Annotated in this window: 21 protein-coding genes; 6 read left to right on the top strand and 15 right to left on the bottom strand. The window is 71.3% G+C overall.

Annotation, left to right across the window (positions count from 1 at the left end):
- Nucleotides 1–141: 141 nt before the first annotated feature.
- From ACN6LB_RS30225 to ACN6LB_RS30215, 3 genes are all read left to right on the top strand, one after another.
- Nucleotides 142–1,404 carry an FUSC family protein gene (locus ACN6LB_RS30225; protein ID WP_445028641.1) on the top strand — a complete coding sequence of 421 codons (1,263 nt, stop codon included), beginning with the start codon at nucleotides 142–144 and terminating at the stop codon, nucleotides 1,402–1,404.
- Between the two features lie 63 nt (nucleotides 1,405–1,467).
- Nucleotides 1,468–2,559, top strand: coding sequence for a hypothetical protein (locus tag ACN6LB_RS30220; RefSeq protein WP_445028640.1), 1,092 nt, complete (start codon nucleotides 1,468–1,470; stop codon nucleotides 2,557–2,559).
- A 124-nt stretch (nucleotides 2,560–2,683) separates the two neighbouring features.
- Nucleotides 2,684–3,961, top strand: a complete 1,278-nt coding sequence (locus ACN6LB_RS30215; RefSeq protein WP_445028639.1) for a beta-propeller fold lactonase family protein — start codon at nucleotides 2,684–2,686, stop codon at nucleotides 3,959–3,961.
- Here ACN6LB_RS30215 and ACN6LB_RS30210 read toward each other — a convergent pair.
- A complete protein-coding gene (locus ACN6LB_RS30210) occupies nucleotides 3,929–4,654 on the bottom strand; it encodes a DUF2470 domain-containing protein (RefSeq protein WP_445028638.1) in 726 nt (241 codons plus the stop codon). The two genes, ACN6LB_RS30215 and ACN6LB_RS30210, sit on opposite strands and share 33 nt — an antisense overlap.
- A gap of 117 nt (nucleotides 4,655–4,771) precedes the next feature.
- Nucleotides 4,772–5,380 carry a TetR/AcrR family transcriptional regulator gene (locus ACN6LB_RS30205; RefSeq protein ID WP_445028637.1) on the bottom strand — a complete coding sequence of 203 codons (609 nt, stop codon included), beginning with the start codon at nucleotides 5,378–5,380 and terminating at the stop codon, nucleotides 4,772–4,774.
- Nucleotides 5,381–5,501: 121 nt separating this feature from the next.
- On the opposite strand from ACN6LB_RS30205, the gene ACN6LB_RS30200 reads away from it, so the two are divergent.
- Nucleotides 5,502–7,016 (top strand): cytochrome P450, encoded by a 1,515-nt coding sequence (locus ACN6LB_RS30200; RefSeq protein ID WP_445028636.1) that lies wholly within the window; start codon nucleotides 5,502–5,504, stop codon nucleotides 7,014–7,016.
- Here ACN6LB_RS30200 and ACN6LB_RS30195 read toward each other — a convergent pair.
- Nucleotides 6,978–7,838: a pentapeptide repeat-containing protein gene (locus ACN6LB_RS30195; protein WP_445028635.1), complete on the bottom strand. Its 861-nt coding sequence runs from the start codon at nucleotides 7,836–7,838 to the stop codon at nucleotides 6,978–6,980. The two genes, ACN6LB_RS30200 and ACN6LB_RS30195, sit on opposite strands and share 39 nt — an antisense overlap.
- Nucleotides 7,839–8,235: 397 nt before the next feature.
- Here ACN6LB_RS30195 and ACN6LB_RS30190 point away from each other — a divergent pair, with 397 nt between their 5' ends.
- On the top strand, nucleotides 8,236–8,436 hold the full coding sequence (locus ACN6LB_RS30190; RefSeq protein WP_356144146.1) for a DUF5999 family protein: 201 nt from the start codon (nucleotides 8,236–8,238) through the stop codon (nucleotides 8,434–8,436).
- Nucleotides 8,437–8,463: 27 nt separating this feature from the next.
- Here ACN6LB_RS30190 and ACN6LB_RS30185 read toward each other — a convergent pair whose 3' ends face one another.
- On the bottom strand, nucleotides 8,464–9,690 hold the full coding sequence (locus tag ACN6LB_RS30185; RefSeq protein ID WP_356144148.1) for a cytochrome P450: 1,227 nt from the start codon (nucleotides 9,688–9,690) through the stop codon (nucleotides 8,464–8,466).
- A 220-nt stretch (nucleotides 9,691–9,910) separates the two neighbouring features.
- On the opposite strand from ACN6LB_RS30185, the gene ACN6LB_RS30180 reads away from it, so the two are divergent.
- On the top strand, nucleotides 9,911–10,789 hold the full coding sequence (locus ACN6LB_RS30180; RefSeq protein ID WP_445028634.1) for an SDR family oxidoreductase: 879 nt from the start codon (nucleotides 9,911–9,913) through the stop codon (nucleotides 10,787–10,789).
- 98 nt (nucleotides 10,790–10,887) lie between these two features.
- On the opposite strand, the gene sigJ is transcribed toward ACN6LB_RS30180, so the two are convergent.
- The 11 genes from sigJ to ACN6LB_RS30125 form a co-directional block, all read right to left on the bottom strand.
- Complete coding sequence (gene sigJ, locus ACN6LB_RS30175; RefSeq protein WP_445028633.1) at nucleotides 10,888–11,784, bottom strand: RNA polymerase sigma factor SigJ; 897 nt, start codon at nucleotides 11,782–11,784, stop codon at nucleotides 10,888–10,890.
- 79 nt (nucleotides 11,785–11,863) lie between these two features.
- Nucleotides 11,864–12,697 carry an enoyl-CoA hydratase/isomerase family protein gene (locus ACN6LB_RS30170; RefSeq protein ID WP_356145458.1) on the bottom strand — a complete coding sequence of 278 codons (834 nt, stop codon included), beginning with the start codon at nucleotides 12,695–12,697 and terminating at the stop codon, nucleotides 11,864–11,866.
- A gap of 51 nt (nucleotides 12,698–12,748) precedes the next feature.
- The gene (locus ACN6LB_RS30165) at nucleotides 12,749–13,492 is read right to left on the bottom strand and encodes a PIG-L deacetylase family protein (RefSeq protein ID WP_445028632.1); all 744 of its coding nucleotides are present in this window, start codon (nucleotides 13,490–13,492) and stop codon (nucleotides 12,749–12,751) included.
- Nucleotides 13,493–13,526: 34 nt separating this feature from the next.
- The gene (locus tag ACN6LB_RS30160) at nucleotides 13,527–14,828 is read right to left on the bottom strand and encodes an alpha/beta fold hydrolase (protein WP_445028631.1); all 1,302 of its coding nucleotides are present in this window, start codon (nucleotides 14,826–14,828) and stop codon (nucleotides 13,527–13,529) included.
- Between the two features lie 159 nt (nucleotides 14,829–14,987).
- Entirely contained in the window at nucleotides 14,988–16,013 is a 1,026-nt protein-coding gene (locus ACN6LB_RS30155; RefSeq protein WP_445028630.1) for a LacI family DNA-binding transcriptional regulator, read from the bottom strand.
- Nucleotides 16,014–16,098: 85 nt separating this feature from the next.
- Nucleotides 16,099–17,523, bottom strand: coding sequence for a BNR repeat-containing protein (locus ACN6LB_RS30150; RefSeq protein ID WP_445028629.1), 1,425 nt, complete (start codon nucleotides 17,521–17,523; stop codon nucleotides 16,099–16,101).
- A gap of 43 nt (nucleotides 17,524–17,566) precedes the next feature.
- Nucleotides 17,567–17,887 carry an L-rhamnose mutarotase gene (locus ACN6LB_RS30145; protein ID WP_445028628.1) on the bottom strand — a complete coding sequence of 107 codons (321 nt, stop codon included), beginning with the start codon at nucleotides 17,885–17,887 and terminating at the stop codon, nucleotides 17,567–17,569.
- Nucleotides 17,888–17,904: 17 nt separating this feature from the next.
- Nucleotides 17,905–18,987, bottom strand: a complete 1,083-nt coding sequence (gene rhaS, locus ACN6LB_RS30140; protein WP_445028627.1) for a rhamnose ABC transporter substrate-binding protein — start codon at nucleotides 18,985–18,987, stop codon at nucleotides 17,905–17,907.
- 55 nt (nucleotides 18,988–19,042) lie between these two features.
- Nucleotides 19,043–20,065 (bottom strand): ABC transporter permease, encoded by a 1,023-nt coding sequence (locus ACN6LB_RS30135; RefSeq protein ID WP_445028626.1) that lies wholly within the window; start codon nucleotides 20,063–20,065, stop codon nucleotides 19,043–19,045.
- Nucleotides 20,058–21,098: an ABC transporter permease gene (locus tag ACN6LB_RS30130; RefSeq protein WP_356145476.1), complete on the bottom strand. Its 1,041-nt coding sequence runs from the start codon at nucleotides 21,096–21,098 to the stop codon at nucleotides 20,058–20,060. The genes ACN6LB_RS30135 and ACN6LB_RS30130 overlap by 8 nt, the downstream gene beginning before the upstream one ends.
- Complete coding sequence (locus ACN6LB_RS30125; protein ID WP_356145478.1) at nucleotides 21,095–22,612, bottom strand: sugar ABC transporter ATP-binding protein; 1,518 nt, start codon at nucleotides 22,610–22,612, stop codon at nucleotides 21,095–21,097. The genes ACN6LB_RS30130 and ACN6LB_RS30125 overlap by 4 nt, the downstream gene beginning before the upstream one ends.
- Between the last annotated feature and the right edge of the window lie 151 nt (nucleotides 22,613–22,763).

Here is a 22,763-nt window from a genome sequence, read left to right as displayed (position 1 = left end):
AGGCCTACCGGCTGATGAGAACAACCTAGGCTCTCTTGCGGACAGTTACAGTCCTCAATGAACACGTTCGGCGCGGCGGCGAGAGGGAAGACCCCAGGGATGCAAGAGGTACGTGGTGCATCGGCCAAGGCAGGTGGTCCCTTGGTCAAGCTGCGCCGGGAGTGGGGCACGGCGGGCGCGCAGCTCGCGAAGTGGCGCCGGGAACCCGTGGTCCTCCAGTCGGTGCGATCGGCGGCGGCGGCAACGATCGCCTATGTGGTGGCGCTGCGGATCAGTCCCGAATCCGCACCGCTCACCGCGCCGCTGACCGCGCTCCTGGTCGTGCAGGTCACGCTCTACGCCACCCTGACCACCGGTGTCCGCCGGGTGAACTCCGTGGTGGCCGGCGTCGTGGTCGCCATCGCCTTCAGTGTGCTGGTGGGTCTGACGTGGTGGAGTCTGGCGCTGCTCATTCTCGCCTCGCTCGCGGTCGGACACCTGGTCCGGGTCAGCGAGTTCGTGCCGGAGGTGGCGATCAGCGCCATGCTCGTCCTGGGCGTGACCCGGGTGGGGGACACGGCCTGGGCCAGGGTGCTGGAGACCGTGATCGGCGCCGTGGTCGGGCTCGGCTGCAATCTGCTCTTCGCTCCCCCGGTGTGGGTGGGCGCGGCCGGGGAGTCGATCGAGGATCTGGCGCGCCGGGTACGGCAGTTGATGCTGCGAATGGGCGAGGAGGCGGCCGGCCGCACCCCCGTCGCCCACGCCACAGCGCGGCTTCATGAGGCGCGGCGTCTGGACCACGACATCATCGAGGTCGACGCGGCGCTCAAGCAGGCCGAGGACAGCCTGCGGCTCAATCCCCGTGTGCGGGAGGGCCTGCTGCACCGAGTGGTGCTGCGTACCGGTCTCGACACCCTGGAGATCTGCACGGTGGTCCTTCGGGTACTGGCGCGCAGCCTCACCGATCTCGCCAAGGCACGGGAGCCCGAGCCGCTGTTCGAGCCGCAGACGGGCGCGGCGGTGGAACGGCTCCTGGGCGAGGTGGGCGACGCCGTGGTCAGTTTCGCGGTGCTGGTGACCACCGACGTCAGCATCAGTGCGCAGTCGGCGGAGTCCCGGCTCGCCGACCAGCTCACCACGGCGGCCGCCACCCGCGACAAGCTCGCCGCCCTGTTGCTCGAAGAGGTCCAGCGCGACGCCCGCCAGTGGCAGTTGCACGGCGCTGTCCTGACCGAGGTCAACCGCATCCTCGACGAGCTCGACACGGAGCACCGCTCGCGACGGCTCCTGGAGGAGCTGGACCGCTGCACACGCGAGCAGCGCGAGCGCCGTCCGCGCGTCACGCGTCTGCGACGACAGCTGCGTGTCCCGCGAGCGCTGCGCCGGAACCGGAACCGCCCCACCGCCTCCCGACGTTCTACGTGAGGAAGCGGCCGCGCGCCGGCGATCAGGGGCCGGCGGCGCGGCGACGACGAGGGGAGCAGACGGATGACCGACGCCACCGTGCGGATCGACGGAAACACACTGCTGTTGCCGGGCGGGGTGCGGGTGCGGTTCATCCGGACCCTGCGGCTGCCCGAGAAGGGCACGCACCAGCTGCCGCCGGGCCTGGGCGAGTTCCCGGTCCGCCGCGTCGAGGACTTCCCTGACACGGTGCCGGCCGAGTGGCGGGCGCGCGGCGGTGTGATGCTGCCGGTGTATCTGCGCGAGGCCATGTGGCTGAGCTTCTCGGGGACGACGGAGCCGGCCGCGCTGCAGGTGGGCGTGGGCAAGGTGTGCGCGGTGTCGGGCAAGCCGTGGAGCTCCCGGCTCACCCGCGACCCGCAGAACTACGTGGTGCTGCCCCGGCAGCCGTGGCTCGACGGCATCAACTCCGGCAAGGGCACGGTCCGCCAGTTCGTGGCGGTGCCGCTGGGGCTGGGTGCCACCGTCGAGGGCCAGGTCACCGGCGAGGAGGTGTGGGGCGGCGTACAGCTGCAGTCCTTCCCGCTGAACGGCGCGGAGCTGGCCGCGTGGCGTGCGGCGGAGCGGCTGGCCGAGGAACGCCGACGGGAGACGGCGCAGAACTTCGGAGGCTACGGAGCCGCGGTTCCCATGGCCGCTGCGCCCGCCTTCGGTGCCCCTCCGGCGCCCGGTGCCCCTGCGGCCCCCGGCAGCGCTCCGAGCGGCGGCGCCTCGCGCGGCGCCCCACGCAAGCCCGCGGCGATGGGCCTCGGTGTGGGCGGCTCGATGCGTCAGGAGATCTACCGCGACGACCGGCCGCTCACGGCGTGGGCCGAGACGCCCGGCGGGCGGGTGTTCGTCCATCTGGTGACACCGCCCGAGTGGCGCCGGATCACCGGCGAGGCGCCGCCGCCCTCCCCCGTGGACCGCGCGGCCTACACGCAGGCCGGGCTCCCCTGGTACGACTACTACGACAACGACGCCGTGGATCTCGCCCCCACGGACACGCTGGGTGTGGTCAAGCAGGTCGGTGAGTGGCTCGGTGACGACCACGAGCCCTGGCAGGAGCCCTCGCCCCACCAGGTGAAGCCGCTCGGGGACGCGCCCGGAAAGCCGGTCGGGGACGGCGACTGGTAGGCGTCCGGACACGCCCGCAGAGTATTGCGCCCTGCGCAACGCCTGTTGCTGTTCTTGCGTTCGAGGTGTGCTTGCCGCCAAGGTGGCTGTCGGCCCTGAGGCAACCGACACCCGAGGTGCAGGCATGAGCAGTGGTGCAGAACCGGCGTGGGAGGCCTCCGGCGGCGGCTGGAGCAGGCGGCGCCTGGTCGCGGCGCTGGGCGCGGCCGCCGCGATGGCGACGGTCCCGGCGCCGGTCGCACCCCGGCCGGGCCCGTCCGCCGCCGGCCCCGGGCCGCGGACCGGCTCACCCACGGCGCCGCAGCCCGGGCCCACGACGGCGCCGCAGGCCGACCCCACCGCGTCGCCGTCGGGCGGCTCCGGCCCGCGCCCGTTGCTCCTCGGCACGTACACGTCGGCCGAGGGCGGCGGGAAGGGGATCGGTGTCGCCTCCTACGACCCCACCACGGGTCACCTGACCGGAACCGGCACGATCACCGGAGTCGGTGATCCGTCGTATCTGGCGCTGCATCCCAACGGCCGTACGCTCTACGCCGTCGATGAGCGCGAGAAGGGCGCGGTGACGGCCGTACGGCTGTCACCGGATTCGTCGGGCGGCAAGGTGCTGGGCAGCCGCGGCACCGGCGGGTCGGGGCCCTGCCATCTGTCGGTGCATCCGGGCGGCCGGTGGCTGCTGAGCGCCAACTACGGTTCGGGCAGCGTGGCCGTGCACCCCATCGAGGCCTCCGGCGCGCTCGGCGAGCGCACCGCCCTGGTCAGGCACTCCAGCCCCGCGCCGGGACCGGGTCAGGAGGGGCCGCACGCCCACCAGTTCGTCACCGGCCCCGACGGCGGCCATGTGCTCGCCGTCGACCTGGGCACCGACACCGTCTACACCTACCGCCTCGACCTGTCCGAGGGCACGCTCACCGAGGTCTCCCAGGCCCACACACGACCGGGCGCAGGGCCGCGCCATCTCACCTTCCACCCCGGCGGCCGCTTCGCCTACCTCGCGAACGAGGTCGACAACACGGTCGGCGTCTGCGCGTACGACCCGGCCACCGGGCGTCTCACGCCAGGCGATCCGCAGTCCACGGGCACGGGCGGGGGCACGAGTTACCCGGCGCAGATCCTGGTGACGTCGGACGGGTCGTTCGCGTATCTCGCCAACCGGGGCCACAACAGCCTGACGCGTTACGCGGTCGAGGCCGGCGGCGCCCGGCTTCGCCTGCTGGACACCGTGCCGGTCGGCGGCGACTTCCCGCGGCACATCGCCTTCTCCCCGGACGGGGCGCTGCTGTTCGCGGCGAATCAGCGGTCGGGCACGGTGACCGTCTTCCACGTGGACCGCGGGAGCGGTGAACTGCGGCGTGCGGGCGAGCCGTTCGCCTCACCCGTCGCCGTCTGTGCGCTGCCGCTGTAGCGCGCGGGGGCAGGTCGCGGAACTCGCCTGCGTGAGCAGGACGTGCATGCGCTCCGTGAGCTGCGTGACGTCGTCTGCCGGCGCGTGGAACGGCAGGCGTACGTCGCCGTTTCCGCGGGCGCGTTCGATGCGCAGCGTCAGCCCGTGCCGGTCGACGGCGAGCGGCTGGACGCGGACCGCGCCGTGCAGGCTGTCGGGCTCGACGAGTCGGGTGAGCCGTTCGACAGCGTCCGGGTGCGCGTCGGCGAGGTGGGTCAGAAGCTGGGCCTCGGCGCCGGCCAGCGGGTCGGGCTCGGCGCCGGCGAAGTCGTCGAGGCCGATCACGACCGTCCCCGCCGGCCGGCGCAGCACGATGCGCGAGGGGCGGAACGCCAGGTGCCCGTCGTCGGGCACGAACCAGCCCGACATCCACAGCCGGGCGCGGATCCGGCTGCGCACGGGGACGGGCGCGACGTCGGCGAACTCCAGGATCGCGGACGGCTCCCCGCGCGGCGCGCAGATCGCGGCGGCGAGCAGCGCGCTGTCCTCCGGTACGTGCAGCAGCACCCTGCCGTCCGCGGCGACGGTGTGTGCGCCGACGAACTCCTCCCGACCGCCCTGCGCGGTCACCGCGCAGGACCAGGCCGCGGCGAGCACCGAGCGGGCGTGCTCCGCCGCGGCGGGCGCGGCCGTCCAGGTATGACGGTCACCCATCCCAAACCTCCCTTAGGTAAGCCTTGCCTAAGCTATCGAAGATCCGGGCGCACGCCAACCACGCCTCCGTGAGGGTCTTGCGAGTACGAGTGGGATCAGGCCAGGTGAAGACGCCCCTCAGGGCGCGATCACACCCAACAGCGCCCGTGCGCACAGGTCACGCACCTGGTCGCGGGACAGCTCCGCCCCCCTGAGCCACTCCAGACAGACGGCCGTGGTGAAGGCCAGCCAGCCGCGTACGGCGATGCGGAGTTCGAGCTGGTCCTCACCCGCGCGGCCGATCTCGGGGTCGGCCGCGAGCGCTGCCAGGATCTGCCGCTCCTGGGCGGCCAGGGACTGCCGGTAGACCTTGCGTACGGCCTGGTCGCCCGCCGCGTCGGCCCGGTGGAAGGCGCGGAAACCGTGCGCGTGCGCCTCGACGTACTCCAGGAACGTGTCGAGCCCGGCGGCGAGTTGGTCGCGGACCGGTACGCCGGGAACCGCGGCCGTCATACGCAGCATCCGCTTGCTCTCGCGCTCCACGACCGCCGCGAAGAAGTCCCGTTTGGTCGGGAAGTAGTGGTACAGCAGGCCGCGCGAGACGCCGGCGATCTCGGCGACCTGCTCGATCCACACGTCGTCGTACGGCGACTCCGAGAACAGCCGCGCCCCCACCGTGAGCAGTTGCTCCCTGCGCTCCTCGGTGCTGAGCCGACGGCGCGTGCGCTCCCCCTGCTTCCCGGCCATGCCCGCACTCTACTTGACGTCGGTTCAACAACGGGATCACACTGAAACGCGCTATTGAACCCACGTACAACAGAGTCAGTGAACAGAGTCAATCAGCCGCAGGACCAAGGGAGACGGCGTCATGGCGGAGACGACACGGACCGCACTGCCCAAGGGCTTTCGCAGTGCGGAACTCGGCTGGCCGGAACTGCACCGCATCCCCCACCCGCCGCGCCGCGTCCCACTGATCGGCGACGTGCTCGGCGCCAACCTGCGCACGCCCGTACAGGATTCACTGAGCCTCGGCCGAGCCCTGGGGCCGATATTCCGGCGAAGGGCCTTCGCCAAGGAGATCGTCTTCGTCGGGGGCGCGGAGCTCGCCGGGGAGCTGGCGGACGAGGCACGGTTCGCCAAGCACGTGGGCCTGGGGGTCGCCAATCTCCGGCCGGTCGCCGGGGACGGCCTGTTCACCGCGTACAACCACGAGCCGAACTGGCAGCTGGCACACGACGTCCTGGCCCCGGGCTTCAGCCGTGAGGCCATGGAGGGCTACCACCCGATGATGCTCGCCGTGACCGAGCGGCTGATCGAGCACTGGGACCGGGAGCGGACGGCGGGGCGCGCGGTGGACGTGCCCGGCGACATGACGAAGCTGACGCTGGAGACGATCTCCCGCACCGGCTTCGGCCACGACTTCGGCTCCTTCGAGCGGGCCCGTCCGCACCCCTTCGTGCAGGCGATGGTGGGCACGCTGACGTACGCGCAGCGCCGCAACATCGTCCCCGAGCCGCTTGCGCCCCTGGTGCTGCGCGGCGCCACCCGCCGCAACGAGGCCGACACGGCGCTCCTCAACCGCACGGTCGACGCGGTCGTGGCGGCCCGCCGCGGCGGGAGCGGGGAGGGCGACCTGCTCGACCGGATGCTGGAGACCGCCCACCCGGCGACCGGGGAGCGCCTGACGCCGGAGAACATCCGCCGCCAGGTCATCACCTTCCTGATCGCGGGCCACGAGACCACCTCGGGCGCCCTCTCCTTCGCCCTGCACTACCTCTCCCGGCACCCTGAGATCGCGGCCCGCGCACGGGCCGAGGTACGGCGAGTCTGGGGCGACACGGACCGGCCCGGCTACGACCAGGTCGCCAGGCTGCGTTACGTCCGCCGAGTGCTCGACGAAGCGCTGCGGCTGTGGCCGACGGCGCCCGCCTTCGCCCGTGAGGCCCGCCAGGACACGGTGCTGGGCGGGGTCCACCCGATGCGGCAGGGCGCCTGGGCGCTGGTCCTGACGGCGATGCTGCACCGGGACCGGGAGGTGTGGGGCGAGGACGCCGAGCAGTTCGACCCGGACCGCTTCGACGCGAAGGCGGTCCGCGCGCGCCCGGCGCACACCTTCAAGCCCTTCGGCACCGGGGCGCGGGCCTGCATCGGCCGCCAGTTCGCTCTGCACGAGGCCACGCTCGTGCTGGGGCTGCTGCTGCGCCGCTACGATCTGCGGGCCGACCCCGACTACCGGCTGCGGGTGGCCGAGCGACTCACCCTGATGCCGGACGGGCTGCGACTGCACCTCGAACGTGCCGCGCCCACCGCGGAGTTGCCCGCCGCCCCCGTCCCCGAAGGGGCCTCAGCTCCCGGCTGTCCAGTGGCCCGGGCGGGCGACTGACTCGGGCAGCCTGGTTGCGGCGCTGCCCCGGGCCGCGTTCAGCTGGGGCTGGGTGAGGAAGAAGGCGCCGGTCAGGTCGGCGTCCGTGAGATCGGTGTCGCGCAGATCGGCGCCGATCATGTCCGCGCCGCGCAGGTCGGCACCGGTCAGGTCCGCGGCGATCAGGTAGGCGCCACGCAGGTTGGCTCCCCGCAGGTCGGCGCCCTTCAGACGGGCGCCCATCAGGTCGGCGCCCCGGCGGTCCTTGGGGCGGCCCTTGCCGGCCCGGCCGGCCACGGCCCGGGCACGGACGAGTTCGCTGGTACGCAGCAGCAGGACGTTCACGTCCTGGCGGTGCGCGCCCACGTCCAGCTCCCCCAGCTCGTCCGGGGTTCGGCGGGTGAGTCGCTCCGTCCTGTCGAGCATCCGGCGCAGGTCGGCGTGGACAGGGCGGGCGGCGGGGAGGGTGAGCGCCTCGGTGAGGTACCAGAGCAGTTCGTGGAGCTGACGCACGACGGGGAACACGTCGAACATCTGCCGGGCGTCCTCACTGGTGCCCGAGCGCCAGTCCCGGCCGCCGAAGGTGACCTGGGAGACCTTCTGGCCCGCGCCGAAGCAGTCGTAGACCGTGCAGCCCGTGAAGCCCTTCTGCCGCAGCTCGGTGTGGATGCCGCACCGGGAGTCGGTCCGCAGGTTCGGGCACGGTTTCCCGGCTGCCTTGTCGATGGCGAAGTCGGCCGAGGCCGCGAAGGGCAGGGCGACACAGCACAGTCCGAAGCACTGACCGCAGTCGGCCCGCAGGTCAGCGAGGGTGTTCTGGGCTGTTCCGGTGTCGTCACGCATGTCCCCAGCTTACTGATCGGCCCGGCACGGCCCGGACCGTCGCCCGCCCGCCGCGGGCGCCCGTGCCACGGCCGCTTCCACGGCTGCGCGGCCCTGGGCGGCGAGAGGGACGCTGCACGCGCACTCGAGGAGGCGGCCCTAGAGTACGGACGGTGCGAACTGTCCTGCGGCCGGAGCCGTCGTGAGGCACCCCTGGCGTACGCCCGCGGGGTTCGGACCGGAGCGTCCAACTCCCCTGCGGAGGACGGAACTCACCGATGATTTCCCGGCATCGGAGAGGTCGCTAATACAGGCGAAAACAAGTTCCGCTAAAACTGGGCCACAGCGCCGCATGAGCCGCCACGGCTCCGCCGACCTTACGAGCTATAGAGGTATGAACAGACGCAGGAGGGACATCATGTGCACCCATCGGCCACCGTGCCCGACCGCCGCCCGCCCCGACCACCACGCCGCCGTGATCGTGTCGGCCCATCCGGAGCAGGGCTGGTACGTCCTGTGCAACGGAACGATCGTCTTCGACGACACCGGTGAGCTGCTGCCCGACGGCCAGGTGGTGGGCCCGCTGCGGGCGACCGACCGGCTGCCGGTCGCCGCCTGAACCCGCCACCCGGCGGCCGGCGGCGCGTCACCAGGTGACGAGGAGCGACTGCGGTCCCCTGATGGTTCCCTTGCTCTGGAAGACCGTCTTCTCCGGCGGCTCGGCCAGCCGCAGTTCCGGGAAGCGTGTCAGCAGCCCGGAGAGCATGACCTCGGACTCCATCCTCGCCATCATGGCGCCCATGCAGTGGTGCGGGCCGTGCCCGAAGGACAGGTGCGAGAGGGCCTCCCGGTCGAAGTCCAGCGCCTCCGGGTTCTCGAAGACCTCCGGATCCCGGTTCGCGGTGAGGTAGGACGCGTAGACGGCCTCTCCCTCGCGGATCAGGACCCCGCCGACCTCGACGTCCTCGGTGGCGATCCGGGCGAGTCCCACGCCATTGCGGTGCGGGATGTGCCGCAGCAGTTCGTCGACCGCCTGCGGGAGCAGTTCCGGCCGGGCACGAAGCCGGGCCAGGTGCTCCGGATGGGTCAGGAGCATGTAGACCATGTTGGCGCTGTTGTAGCGGACCGCGTGCGCGGCGCTGACCATGATGATGGTGGCCAGGGACACCGCCACGTCCTCGGTGATCTCCCCGGCGTCGCACGCCTGCGCCAGTACCCCCGCGAGATCCTCGCTCTCCTCCCCCTTCGCGCCCTTGCGGCTGCGCAGCAACTCCACGATGTACGCGCGCACTTCGGCCCGGGCCGCTCTGCTCGCCCCGGCGTCCGCCGTGGCGGAGAGGATCGTGTCGGTCCACGGGGCGACCCGCGCCCGGTCCTCCCTCGGTACACCCAGCAGGTCACCGATCACGGCCAGCGGGAACGGCTTGTGCAGCATCTCCATCAGGTCGGCGGGCGGCCCGTGCCGCTCCACCGCGTCCAGCAGCTCCCCTGCCGTCTGCTCGGCCATCGGCCGCAGCCGCTTCATGTGCCGCCCGGTGAACGCCTTGTTGATGACCTTGCGCAGCTTGGTGTGGTACGGCGGGTCGGCGTAGCCGAGGGCCAGCTTCGAGGCGACCGGTTCGCTCAGCATGCTCGTCACGGTGCGGTCGACGAGTTCCTCGCGGCTGAAGCGGGGGTCGGAGGTGACCAGCTTGACGTCCTCGTACCGCGTCACCAGCCAGGCCTCGTGGTCGGAGAAGTACGGCAGGCGGATGCGGGCGACGGGCTCCTCGGCCAGGAGCTTGGCCAGCAGCGGGTCGAACTCCAGTCCGGGAAGGTCGTCGAGCGTCCAGTCGTGCGCGCTGGGGGTGTCTGTGTCGGGCTGGGACGTCATCGGTTTGGTCTCCCGTGGTCGGTCGCGGGTGCCCGTCCGCCTGGCCGTACGGGCCCCTGTGCTCGGACATGCCTTCCCCGCACCGGCGGTCACCGACGCTCGCGGATACGTGCGACCCCCTGAACGGAGCACACCGCCGGGGCCGGCGAATCCGAAGCCCACGGCTCAGCAGCCGACGTACCTCTGGAGGTTTCGCGCGACACCGGGTATCGAGTCGGCCATGGACCACGACACGCGCCTTTCCGGGCTGCCCGCCCCTCCCCCGCAGGGTGCCGCAGCACTGCCGCCCGGCACCTACGACGGAACGCTGGTCCTGGTCACGGGCGGCGGCACCGGCCTCGGGAAGGCGATCGCGGCGGAGTTCGCGCGGCTCGGCGCCGATCTCGTGATCGCGAGCCGCAGTGAGGATCATCTGCGGCCCGCGCAACAGGAGTTGGCGGAGCTGGGCACACGGGTGACGGCGGCCGTGTGCGACATACGGGACCCGGCCCGCATCGGCGCGCTGTTCGACGCCTGCCCACTGCCCGACGTGCTCGTCAACAACGCGGCCGCCAACTTCCCCGTGCCCGCCGAGGACATGTCCGCGCACGCCTGGCGGGCGGTCGTGGACATCACGCTCACCGGCACGTTCCTCATGACCCGCGAGTTCGGACGCCGCCATCTGGCCGCACGGACGCCCGGCTCGATCATCAATGTGGGGGCCTCGTACGCCTGGACCGGCGGCCCCGGCTACGCCCACAGCGCGGCGGCCAAGGCGGGTGTGCGCAATCTCGTGGAGACGCTGGCCGTGGAGTGGGGGCCGTACGGCATCCAGGTGAACGGGCTGGTGCCCGGGCTGATGCCGCACGAGGACATGACGGCGGACATCCGCGGCACGCTGGAGCACGCCGCCGACCAGGACCGCCGGCAGCCCGCCCTGCGGGTCGGCGCGCCGCGCGAACTGGGCTGGGCGGCGACCTTCCTGGCCTCCCCCTACGCCCGTTTCATCACCGGGCACACGCTGGTGGTGGACGGTGCGAACTGGCAGCGCCGGGCGCTGGTCGGCCCGCCGGTGGTGCCGGTGCGGGACCAGATGGGGCGGGACCCCTTCACGGGGTGACCGCTCGTCGCGCCGGCACCCACACCTGGGAAGCGCCACCCCAAGGCCCGGAGTGGAGCCCGGCGCCGGCCGCCGGGCTGCACTCCGGCCGGACGGCGTCAGGAATCGGCGGCCTCCAGCGCCGAGAGGTCGAGGCGGGCGAGCCGCTCGGGGTCGGCGAGGATGTCGACGGCGACGATCCGTCCGTCCGCGACCGTGACGCCCATGACGCCCATCGGCTTGCCGTCGAGCATCGTGACGACGCCCACCGAGCCGTTGACGAGCACGAGCCGGGAGGACACGGCGACGCTGCGGAACATGACCGCCTGTCCGGCCACCGCTTCGGCACCGCGGACAAGCTTGGACACGGCCGCGCCGCCGACGAGCGCTCCGGCGTCGGCGCGCAGCACCACATCGGGGTCGAGGACGGCGACGAGCGCCTCGAAGTCGCCACCGCGGGCGGCGGCGAGGAACGCGTCGAGCACCTTCTTCTGGCGACCGAGGTCGGGGTCGGGCGTGGGGGCGGAGCCCTGGACGCGGCGGCGGGCGCGGCTGGCGAGCTGACGGGTGGCGGCCGAGGAGCGGCCCACGATGGACGCGATGTCGTCGAAGGGCACCGCGAACATGTCGTGGAGCACGAAGGCGAGCCGTTCCGCGGGCTCCAGGGTTTCCAGGATCACCAGGAGGGCGAGTCCGACGGAGTCGGCGAGCAGCACCTCCTGCTCGGGGTCGATCCGCTCCAGGGAGCTCACCACCGGGTCGGGAACGTAGGTGTCCATGGGTTCTTCCCGGCGGGAGGTGCGCGAGCGCAGCATGTTGAGGCAGACCCGTCCCACGACGGTGGTGAGCCACCCGCCGAGGTTCCTGATGTCCTCGGTGTCGGAGCCGCTGAGCTTGAGCCAGGTCTCCTGAACGGCGTCGTCCGCCTCGCTGAGCGAGCCGAGCATCCGGTAGGCCACCGCCCTCAAATGGCCGCGGTGGTCCTCGAATTGCCGCGCGAGGTCGTTCTCGTTCATCGTTCCCCCATGGAAGTGCCGTGTCCGTCGTGTTCCGTCGTTTCCGTCACAAGATCAACGCCTGATCAAAACACACGGGTCACTTCCCCCGGAAGGCCGACGCATGCCGGGCGCCCCTTGCCGCGTACCCCTCCCGCGCGTCCTCGGAGGTGAGGGTGAGCGCGGCGGACATCGCGGTGCGGTCGAGGGCCGCGGCGAGCCCCGCGTCCGCGTAGGCGTCGATGTCGCGTTTGACGCCCTGGACGGCGAGGGGCGCGTTCGCGGCGATTTCGGCGGCGACGGCCCGGGCGGTCTTGTCCAACTCGTCGGGGGTGACGACGAGTTGGGCCAGGTGCAGGCGCTCGGCCGTGGCGGCGTCGATGCGGCGCCCGGTAAGGGCGAGGAGTTTCGCCCATCCGGCACCCGACTCGCGGGCGATCCGCAGGTCGCCTCCCGCGTCGACCGCGACCCCGATCTGTGCCTCCGGGAGCGCGAAGACCGCGTCGTCGGCGACGACTCTGATGTCCGCCATCAGCGCGAGCTCGAATCCGAAGCCGAGGCAGTAGCCGTGCACGGCCGCGACCACCGGCTGCGGGAGCCGGGCGAAGGCGGCGAACCGTTCGTGCGCCCAGCGGATGCCCTCGTAGTAGTTGCGGGCACGCTCGGCGTCCGAGCGTCCGCTGATCACGCCGCCGGGCGCCGCCACGTCGATGCCCGCGCAGAAGGCCCGCCCCTCGGCCCGCAACAGGACGGCACGCAGGGAGGTGTCGAAGCGGATCCGGTCGGCGAACAGCCCGAGTTGGCGGGTGGACTCCCAGCTCCACGCGTTGAGCTTGCCCGGGTGGCAGAGGGTGAGGATGCCTAGCCCGTCCTCGATGTCGAGGCGCAGCCGCTCCTCACCCTCCGGGATGTCGGTACGTGTGATGTCGATCATCGGCCGGCCCTCCGGGTTCTGACGAGTCGTCAGAACCCTAGGGGGCGTGGGCTATCGGTTGAAGAGTTCGAACGCGACGGCCGGTTTCCCGCCGAAGCGCTCACCCGCGGCCCGGGTGCTCGTGTTCAGGAAGTCGCGGCAGTACGTCTCCGGGTCCTCACTCGTCAACACCTCGATGTACGTGCGGTGTTCGAGCAGCGAGTTCACCGCGCGCTCCAGTCCGGGCGTCGCGTCGACCGCGTGGGTGGGTGTCGAGGAACCGGCGACGGCGACCCAGCGGACACCGTTCCAGGGTGCGAGGCCCTGCTCGATGAGCTCGGGGAAGATCCACCGGTTCCCGGCGTCCCCGGCGGCGTCCAGGGTGGCGCGTCCCACCGCCACGTGGTCGGGGGTGTTCCAGACCACCCCGCCCCAGGTGTCGCGGTGGTTGAGGGTGATCACCAGCTCCGGTCGGTGGCGGCGGATCGCGGCGGCGATGTCCCGGCGCAGCGCCGTGCCGTACTCGATGACGCCGTCGTGGTGATCCAGGAACTCCACCTCCGACACGCCGACGACGGCCGCGCTCGCCCGCTGTTCCGCCTCGCGCAGCGGGCCGCACTTGGCGGGCTCCAGCGTGTCGATGCCGGCCTCGCCGCGGGTCGCCAGCACATAGACGACCTCGCGACCGGCGTCGGTCCACCCGGCGATCGCCGCCGAGCAGCCGTACTCGAGGTCGTCCGGGTGGGCGACGACGGCGAGGGCGCGCTGCCAGTCGTCGGGCATGGGCTTGAGCTGGGGATTCGTCGGCTCTGTCATGCCCGCAGACTAGGACGTGCCGGAGGGCGGCGGGTCAGTTTTCGTCGCGGGTGAGGGCCAGCAGCCGGTCCAGGACCCGCTGTCCGCCGGCCCGTACGCCGTCGTGCTCGAACTCGTCGGTGACCCAGGTGCGCAGGCCGCGCACGGAGCGGGCCGTGCGCAGCGCGTGCTCGGTGTCGACGTACATGTCGTCGTGGTAGACGGCCGCGGCGACCGGCACCTCGTTGGCGGCCAGGCGCGCGGAGTCGTACAGCGGTGTCCAGTCCGTGCGGGAGGCCAGTTCCTCGGCGGTCTCGCGCAGCGGGCGCAGCGCCGGGTCGGTGTCGAACATCCAGGGGTGTACGGACTCGCCGGTGAACAGCAGCGGCCGGTCCTCGGTGAGCGTCTTGGCCGCGTCGAACTGCGGGAACTCGGCGCGCACCCGTTCGGCGGACCAGTCGGTGGGACGCGTGTCCTGGCCGTAGATCGCCTCGTGGACGAGGGCGTACAGCGGGTGGCCCGCGTACGACAGGAGGCCCTGGACCTCCTCCTGGAAGGCGTCGGAGAGGGCCGGGCCCCCGGGGGTCGGGACGAAGGCGTGCTCCAGCAGGAAGTGCAGCCGGTGGCTGCCCTCGCTGCCGCCGAGGAGGATGCCGAGCGACTGGAAGGCCTCGACGGTGAGCTTGTAGCCGCCGATCAGGACGGGCTCGTGCTGGAGCAGGTACTCGGCGATCTGCCGGGCCCGTTCGACGTCCTGCGGGTAGCGGGCGTAGTGCGCGGCGACCTTGCGTTCGATGCGCGGGTAGGCGGCGCGGTAGATCTCGTCGGCGTGCGCGTCCAGTGAGGGCAGGCCGCCGGTGATGACGGCGGCGCGCAAGCCCTCGGGCGCTGTGGACAGGTAGTTCACCGTGCAGAACCCGCCGAAGCTCTGGCCGAGGACGGTCCAGGGGGCGCCGCCGGTGAGCGCGGGGCGGATGGCCTCGCAGTCGCGGACGATGGAGTCGGCGCGGAAGTGCGTCAGATAGTCGGCCTGCGCGCGGGGGCCGCCGCGCAGCGGCAGGGTCTGCCGGTTGGCGGGCGTGGAGTGGCCCGTGCCGCGCTGGTCGAGCAGCAGCACCCGGTACTCCTTCAGTGCCCGGCCGAGCCAGGCCGGCTTGCCGACGAACCGGTTGGCGCCGAACCCGGGCCCGCCCTGGAGGTAGACCAGCCACGGCAGGTCGGTCCCCGCCTTCTCACTCGCGACGACCTCCCGCGCGTACAGCTCGATCTGCTCCCCGGAGGGGTTGCCGTGATCGAGGGGCACACTGAAGTGGCGGTCGGTGAGGACGACACCGGGCTGGCGATAACTGACGGTCAACGGGGCTCCCGAGACGGACGGATGGCGGACCGCGTCCCAGTTCAGCACATGTTCGACCGGTGGCCGAGCCCGGGGATCAAGAATTCCTTACTGCACGGCGGATCAGCTGTGGAGGCCGGTGCGGGCCGCGGCGGGCCGCTGGAGCCACTGACCGCTTTCTCAGCGTGCCGACAGGCTGGAGCGTCGTACCACCAGCTCCGGCTGGAGGACGACCCGGCGGTGGGCGTGCGGGGTCACGGCGGTCTCGGTCTCGGTCTCCTCCAGGAGGAGTTCGGCGGCGAGGGCGCCCATGGTGACGGCCGGCTGGCGGACGGACGTGAGGGGGACGGCCGCTGCCGCGGCGAACTCGATGTCGTCGTAGCCGACGATCGCGAGGTCGTCGGGGACGCCGACGCCTGCCGCGTACATGGCCTGCAGGACGCCGAGGGCGAGCAGGTCGTTGGCGCAGAACACGGCGGTCGGGCGGTCGGCGAGACCGAGGAGGCGGGCTCCCGCGTCGCGGCCCGCGGCGACGTCGAGGCGCTCGGTGGGCAGCTCGCGCAGCCGGTCCGGGCCGAGACCGGCCTCGGCGAGCGCTTCGAGGGCGCCCGCGCGCCGGTCGCGGACCTGGTTGAAGCCGGGCGGCCCGCTGACGTACGCGATGGAGCGGTGTCCGGCGTCGACGAGGTGCCGTACGGCGAGTGCGCCGCCCGCCACGTCGTCCACGGAGACCGAGCATTCGGTGGTGCCCTCGGCGACCCGGTCGACCAGCACGAACGGGATGCCGTGGCGGCGGAACGCCTGGATGTTGCGGCCGGTCGCGTCGGCGGGCGTCAGCAGGACCCCGCGCACCCGCTGCTCGGCGAAGAGCGACAGGTACTCCGCCTCCTCGCCCGCGCTCTGTCCGCTGTTGCAGACCATCACGCCGAGGCCGGCCTCGCGCGCGGCCCGCTCGGCGCCGCGGGCGACGTCGACGAAGAAGGGGTTGCCCATGTCGAGGACGAGCAGGCCCATGATCCGGCTGCGGCCGGCACGCAGCTGGCGCGCGGACTCGCTGCGGACGTAGCCGAGCCGGTCTATCGCGGACAGGACCCGGGCGCGGGTCTCGGAGGCCACCGAGTCCGGACGGTTGATCACGTTGGAAACGGTGCCCACCGACACTCCGGCGGCGCGGGCGACGTCCTTGATACCCACCGACTGGGACATCGGACAGAGACCTCCAGTAGAACGTGGGGCGGCGACGGCAGGCAGACCTTCACATTACCGTCGCCGCCCCGTACGGCAGCTCGGGTCAGGCGGGCAGCGCGAATTCCACGACGTGGAGCGCCGAGGCCGTGGTGCCGGTCGACGTCTCCTGGTACATGAAGGCCAGGACGTTGTCCGACTTCACCCGCAGCTCGTCGATCACGACCTCGCCGAACGCGTTCAGGGCGCTGCCGTCGTACAGCACCGCCCAGTCCGTGTAGCCCGAGGCCTTGGACGCGGCGGCTATGCGGCCGAAGGGGAACACGGCGTAGGCGTTGTCGTACTTGTCGAGGACCAGCTTGGTGCGCTGGCTGGAGTTCAGCGCGACCGGGATCTCGGTCTTCTGCCAGGTGCCGGAGGAGTTCTTGCGGAGGTGGAAGGCCCGGCCGTTGGCCGTGCGGTCGCTGACGTAGTTGGTGGTGCACTGACCGAAGCGGCCGGGGACGTAGCTGATGATCGCGTGCGGCAGGCCGGCGGAGTCGGTGAACTGGCTCTCCTGGTTCATCAGGGAGTGGTCCGGGTTCAGGGCGTCGACGACCAGGCCCGCGTCGGTCACCGCGACCGTGTCGGAGGTGCCCGTGGTGGCGACGAGCGCGGCCGTGTCGTTGCGCCAGGTGCGGCCGCGGTCGGTGGAGTAGACGTAGCCGGTGTCGTGGTTGGTGATGCCGCCGCTGTTGCACATCACGGCGGCGTTCTGCTCGCGCCAGGTGAAGAAGGAGTGCAGTCGGCCGTTGACGTCGTAGTCGATGCCGTGCAGGTACATGTTGCGGGCCGTCGAGGAGCCGTGCGTGCTGGTGTAGGTGCCGGTGGAGCTGCTCCACTCCCCCAGCGCGGTCCAGGTCGAGCCGTCGTACTCGGCGAGCGCGTTGCGGCCGTTGCCGGAGATGCCGACGCGGTAGCTGAGCTGCAGCTTGCCCTCGGGGGTGGAGACGATTTGCGGGTAGGTGAACTGGGTGGTGAGGGCGAGGCCGTCCAGCGAGGTCTGGATCGAGCCGAAGACGGCGGAGGTCCAGGACGTGGTGCCGGGGTTGTCCAGCAGTCCGGCTATGGACTTCACGTAGAAGTAGCCGTCGCTGTGCGAGTCCATGTTCAGGTGCAGCCGGCCGTCCACCTTGGAAACGCCCATGGAGATGACGTTGTGCGAGTCGCTGCTCTTGAGCTGGTGGGAGAGGGTGACCTTGGACCAACTGCTCGCTCCGAGCGCCCGGCGTGCCACCACGGCGTTCCTGGTGGAGGTGTACCAGGCGGCGTACTGGTAGCCCTTGTACGTCAGCAGGCCGTTCTTCTGGAACGAGTTGTTGTTGACCAGGCCGTCGTAGGAGACGAAGAACAGGGCCTGGCTGTCGAGCGTCGTGGTACCGGTCTGGGTGACCGAGGGGCCGGGGTTGGCCGCCCGTGCGGTGCCGGCGGCGAAGGCGGGGGTCACCACGGCTCCGGCGAGGGCGCCGGCCAGCAGGGTGCGTCGTCTCATCTCGGGGACTCCGTTGTCGTGCGGGGACGGGGGACGAGCAGGGTCAGACGAGGTGGAACACTTCGGTGAGCGGTTTCATCGCCTCGTCGGGGCGGGCCCCGTCGAGCGATTCGAAGAACGGGGACATCTCGGCCTGCCAGCGGGCGTTGACCTCGGTGGCCTCCATGCCGGCGACGGCGGCGGCGAAGTCCTCGGTCTCCAGGTAGCCGACGAGCAGGCCGTCGTCCCTGAGGAAGAGGGAGTAGTTGTGCCAGCCGGTGGCCGAGAGAGCTTCGAGCATCTCCGGCCACACGGCGGCGTGGCGTTCGCGGTACTCGGCGAGCCGGTCCTCGCGGACCTTGAGGAGGAAACAGACGCGCTGCATGAAGTACCGCTCCTGACTCAGAAGTTGAACTGGTCGATGTTCTTCGCGCTGAAGACGGTCGGCTTGCCGAGGCTGATCACGCCGTCCTTGCCGATGGTGTACGAGCCCATGTCGCCGGCCTTGAAGGTCTCGCCCTCCTTGCCGGTGATCTGTCCGGAGGACAACGCGACGGCCGTGCGCGCGGCCAGCTCGCCGAGCTTCGCCGGGTCCCACAGCTCGAAGCCCTCGACGGTGCCGTTCTTGACGTACTTGCGCATGTCGTTGGGGGTGCCGAGGCCGGTCAGCTTGACCTTGCCCTTGTACTTGGAGCCGGACAGGTACTGGGCGGCCGCCTTGATGCCGACGGTGGTCGGGGAGATGATCCCGGCGAGCTTGGGGTGCTCCTGGAGGAGGCCCTGGGTCTGCTGGAAGGACTGCTGGGCGTCGTCGTTGCCGTACGCGACCTTCACCAGCTTGATGTTCTTGTACTTGGGGTCCTTCAGCTCGTCCTTCATGAAGTCGATCCAGGTGTTCTGGTTCGTCGCGGTCTGCGCGGCGGACAGGATCGCGATCTCGCCCTTGTAGCCGATCTGCTCGGCGAGCAGCTGCACCTCGGTGCGGCCCAGGTCCTCGGCGCTGGCCTGCGAGACGAAGGCGTTGCGGCAGTCGGTCTTGGTGTCGGAGTCGTAGGTGACGACCTTGATCTTGTTCGTCATGGCCTGCTTGAGGGCGGTGCACAGGGCGCCCGGGTCCTGCGCGGACACGGCGATCGCGTTGACCTGCTGCTGGGTGAGCGTGTTGACGTAGCTCACCTGGCCGGAGGTGTCGGTGGCGCTGGAGGGGCCGACCTCCTTGTAGCTGGAGCCCAGCTCCTTGAGAGCCTTCTCGCCGCCCTTGTCGGCGGAGGTGAAGTACGGGTTGTTGACCTGCTTGGGCAGGAAGCCGACGGTCAGGCCCTTCTTGGTGGCCGCGTTCGGGTCGGCCTTGCCGGCGCTGGCGGCGGAGCCCGTGTCGTCCTTGACGTCGTTCTTGGTGGTGCCGCCGCAGGCGGTGGCGGCCAGCGCGAGGGAGGTGACGGCGGCGAGGGCCGCACAGGTACGGCGGATCGAGGACTTGCGCATGGTGAGGGTCCTTTTCGAGGGTGAGCGGAGCGGTTGAAGGGCGGCCGGGTGGGAGTTACGCGGCCGGAGTGGATGCCTTGGAGACGGGTGGCACCGGCGGGGCGGCGGTTCTGCGGCCCGCCCTCGCCACGGCGATCTGGCGAGCGACCCGGGGGCCGAGCACGGAGAGGACGAGCAGGACGCCGGTGACGACGATCTGCGACTGGGCGGAGACGTCCTGGAGGCTCATCACGTTCTGCAGCACGCCGAGCAGGAAGACTCCCGCGATCGCGCCGCCGAGCGTGCCCTTGCCGCCGTCGAAGTCGATACCTCCGAGGAGGACGGCCGCGATGACGCCCAGTTCGAGTCCGGTGGCGTTGTCGTAGCGGGCGCTGGCGTAGTGGAACGCCCAGAAGATGCCGGTGAGCGAGGCCATGAACCCGGTCGCCACGAACAGCAGCAGCTTGTGCCGCTTGACGCGGATGCCGGCGAACCGGGCGGCCTCCTCGCTCGCGCCGATCGCGAAGAGCGAGCGCCCGAACGGGGTGGCGTGCAGCACGACCACGGCGATGGCGAGCAGGACCAGGAAGGGCAGGAAGGCCTGCGGGAGGAAGGTGTCGCCGAGGCGTCCGGCCGCGAAGTTCAGGTACTGGGTGGGGAAGTCGGTCACCGCGTCCGAGCCGAGCACGATCTGTGCGATGCCCCGGTAGGCGGCGAGGGTGCCGATGGTGACGGCGAGGGAGGGCAGTCCGAGCCGGGTCACCAGCAGGCCGTTGACGAACCCGCAGACGACTCCGAGGAGGAGGCAGATCGGGATGATCGTCTCGATGGTCATGCCCTGGTTCCACAGGGCGCCCATCACGGAGCCGGAGAGTCCGGCGGTGGAGGCCACCGACAGGTCGATCTCACCGGCGACGACCAGCAGGGTCATCGGCAGCGCGATCAGCGCGATCGGCAGCGTGCTGCCGATCAGGAAGGACAGGTTGAAGGCGTTGCCGAAGCCGTCGACGAAGCCGAACGACATCAGCAGGACCACGAGGAGGAGGGCGCCGACGACCGTGTCCCAGCGGATGGCCCGTGTCCAGTTGGAGTCAGCCATGACGGGCGTTCCTCTTCTTCAGAGCGGACGCCACGCGCAGGGCGACGACCCGGTCGACCGCGATGGCGAGGATGAGCAGGATGCCGTTGATGGCGAGCACCCATACGGAGCTGACGCCGAGGGCGGGCAGCACACTGTTGATGGAGGTCAGCAGCAGAGCGCCGAGGGCGGCGCCGTAGACGCTGCCGGAGCCGCCGGTGAAGACGACGCCGCCGACGACGACCGCGCTGACGACGGTGAGTTCGTAGCCGTTGCCGGTGCCGGAGTCGACGTTGCCGAAGCGGGCCAGGTACATCGCGCCGGCGAGGCCCGCGAGGCCGCCGCAGAAGGTGTACGCGGCCAGGATCCGCTTGCGCACCGGGATGCCGGCGAGCCGTGCGGCCTCGGGGTTGGAGCCGAGCGCGTACAGCTCGCGTCCGCTGCCGAAGTGCTTGAGGTAGTAGGCGGTGGCGATCAGCACGGCCAGTGCGATGAGCGCCAGCCACGGAACGGCCGACAGACCGCCGGAGCCGAAGTCCACGAACCCGCCGGGCAGGTCGGCCGCCGTGATCTGGCGTGAGCCGACCCAGATCGAGTCGATGCCCCGGATGATGTAGAGGGTGCCGAGCGTGACGACGAGCGCGGGCACCTGGCCGAGACTCACGAGCAGCCCGTTGAGGAGGCCGAAGCCGACGCCCAGCAGCACTGCCAGGGCGATGGCGATGACGGGGTTGCCGCCGCCCTGGAGGTACGTACCGGCGGCGAAGGCACTGATGCCGAGCGTCGAGCCGACCGACAGGTCGACGTTGCGGGTGATGACGACCAGGGACTGGCCGGTGGCGACCAGGACCAGGATGGTCGCGTTCAGCAGCAGGTCCTTGATGCCCTGCTCGGACAGGAACTCGCTGTTGCCGGCCTGTGTGATGCCGATCATCACCAGGAAGACGACCAGGATGGCGAGTTCGCGCATCTTGAAGACTCGGTCGACCAGGCGCGTGCCGCTGGACTTGGGCGCCTCGGCGGCGGGGGCGGGGTTGGGAGCGGTCACCGTCATGCGGCGGCCCTCCCGGTGGCTGCGGCCATCACGGATTCCTCGGTGGCTTCGGAACGCGGGATCTCGGCGGTCAGGCGGCCCTCGTGCATCACGAGCACGCGGTCGGCCATGCCGAGGATCTCGGGCAGGTCGGAGGAGATCATCAGCACCGCCACGCCGTCGGCGGCCAACTCGCTGAGCAGTCGGTGCACTTCGGCCTTGGTGCCGACGTCGATGCCGCGGGTCGGCTCGTCGACGATGAGCACCTTGGGGCCGGTGGCCAGCCACTTGGCGAGGACGACCTTCTGCTGGTTGCCGCCGGACAGCGTGTTGACGGTGTCGGCGATCCTGGCGTACTTCACCTGGAGCTTGACGGCCCAGTCGAGCGAGCGGCTGCGCTCGGCGCCGCGGTCCATCAGGCCGGCCTTGACGGTCGTGCGCAGGCCGGTGAGCCCGATGTTGCGCTCGATGGACATGTCCATCACCAGGCCCTGGGCGCGCCGGTCCTCGGGGACGAGGGCGAGCCCGGCGGCCATGGCGGTGGAGGGGGCCCCGTTCGTCAGGGTGCGCCCGTCCAGCTCGACTTCGCCGGCGTCCCACCGGTCGATGCCGAAGACGGCCCGGGCGACCTCGGTGCGTCCGGCGCCGACGAGTCCGGCGAGGCCGACGATCTCGCCGCGCCGGACGTCGAAGGAGACGTCGGTGAAGACGCCCTCGCGGGTCAGCCGGCGCACGCTGAGCGCCACCTCGCCGGGCCGCACGTCCTGCTTCGGGTACAGCTCGTCGAGGTCGCGGCCGACCATCCGCCGTACGAGGTCGTCCTCGGTCATGCCGTCCAGCGGCTCGCTGGAGATGAGGGCGCCGTCGCGCAGCGTGGTGACCCGTCGGCAGATCTGGAAGATCTCCTCCAGGCGGTGCGAGATGAACAGCACCGCCGAGCCCTGCTCGCGCAGGGTGCGGACGACGCCGAAGAGGCGTGCCACCTCGCTGCCGGTCAGGGCCGCGGTCGGCTCGTCCATGATCAGGACGCGTGCGTCGAAGGAGAGGGCCTTGGCGATCTCGACGATCTGCTGGTCGGCGATGGACAGGCCGCGCGCGGGGCGGTCGGGGTCGAGCTCGACGCCGAGCCGCTGCATCAGGGCGAGGGTGGCGGCGTGGGTGGCCTTGTGGTCGATCCGGCCGAGGGCGCGCCGGGGCTGGCGGCCCATGAAGATGTTCTCGGCGATCGAAAGGTCGGGGAAGAGCGTGGGCTCCTGGTAGATCACGGCGATGCCGGCGTCGCGGGCATCGGCGGGTCCGTGGAAGACGGTCGGCTCGCCGTCGAGCAGCACGCTGCCGGTGTCCGGTCGGTGCACACCGGCGAGCGTCTTGATGAGGGTCGACTTGCCCGCGCCGTTCTCGCCGGCGAGGGCGTGCACTTCGCCGGGGAACAGGTCGAGGGACACGTCCCGCAGGGCGCGCACCGCGCCGAAGGACTTGGAGATGTCCTTCAGTGCCAGCACGGGGGCCGGACCCGGATCGGACCGGTGGGTCATGAGGGGCTCCTCTACGACGCGGGCCGGGGGCCTCACGACGTCGTGAAAGGTTTCAACTGGGTTGCCGGGACGTTAGGCATGTCACCCATGTCGCGTCAATGGGTTCGTGTCGAAAAGTTTTCGATAGTCAAGGTCACAACCGCGTCACGGA

The sequence above is a fragment of the Streptomyces sp. SAS_270 genome, assembly GCF_052543295.1.
This window is presented reverse-complemented; position numbering and strand designations above follow the sequence as displayed.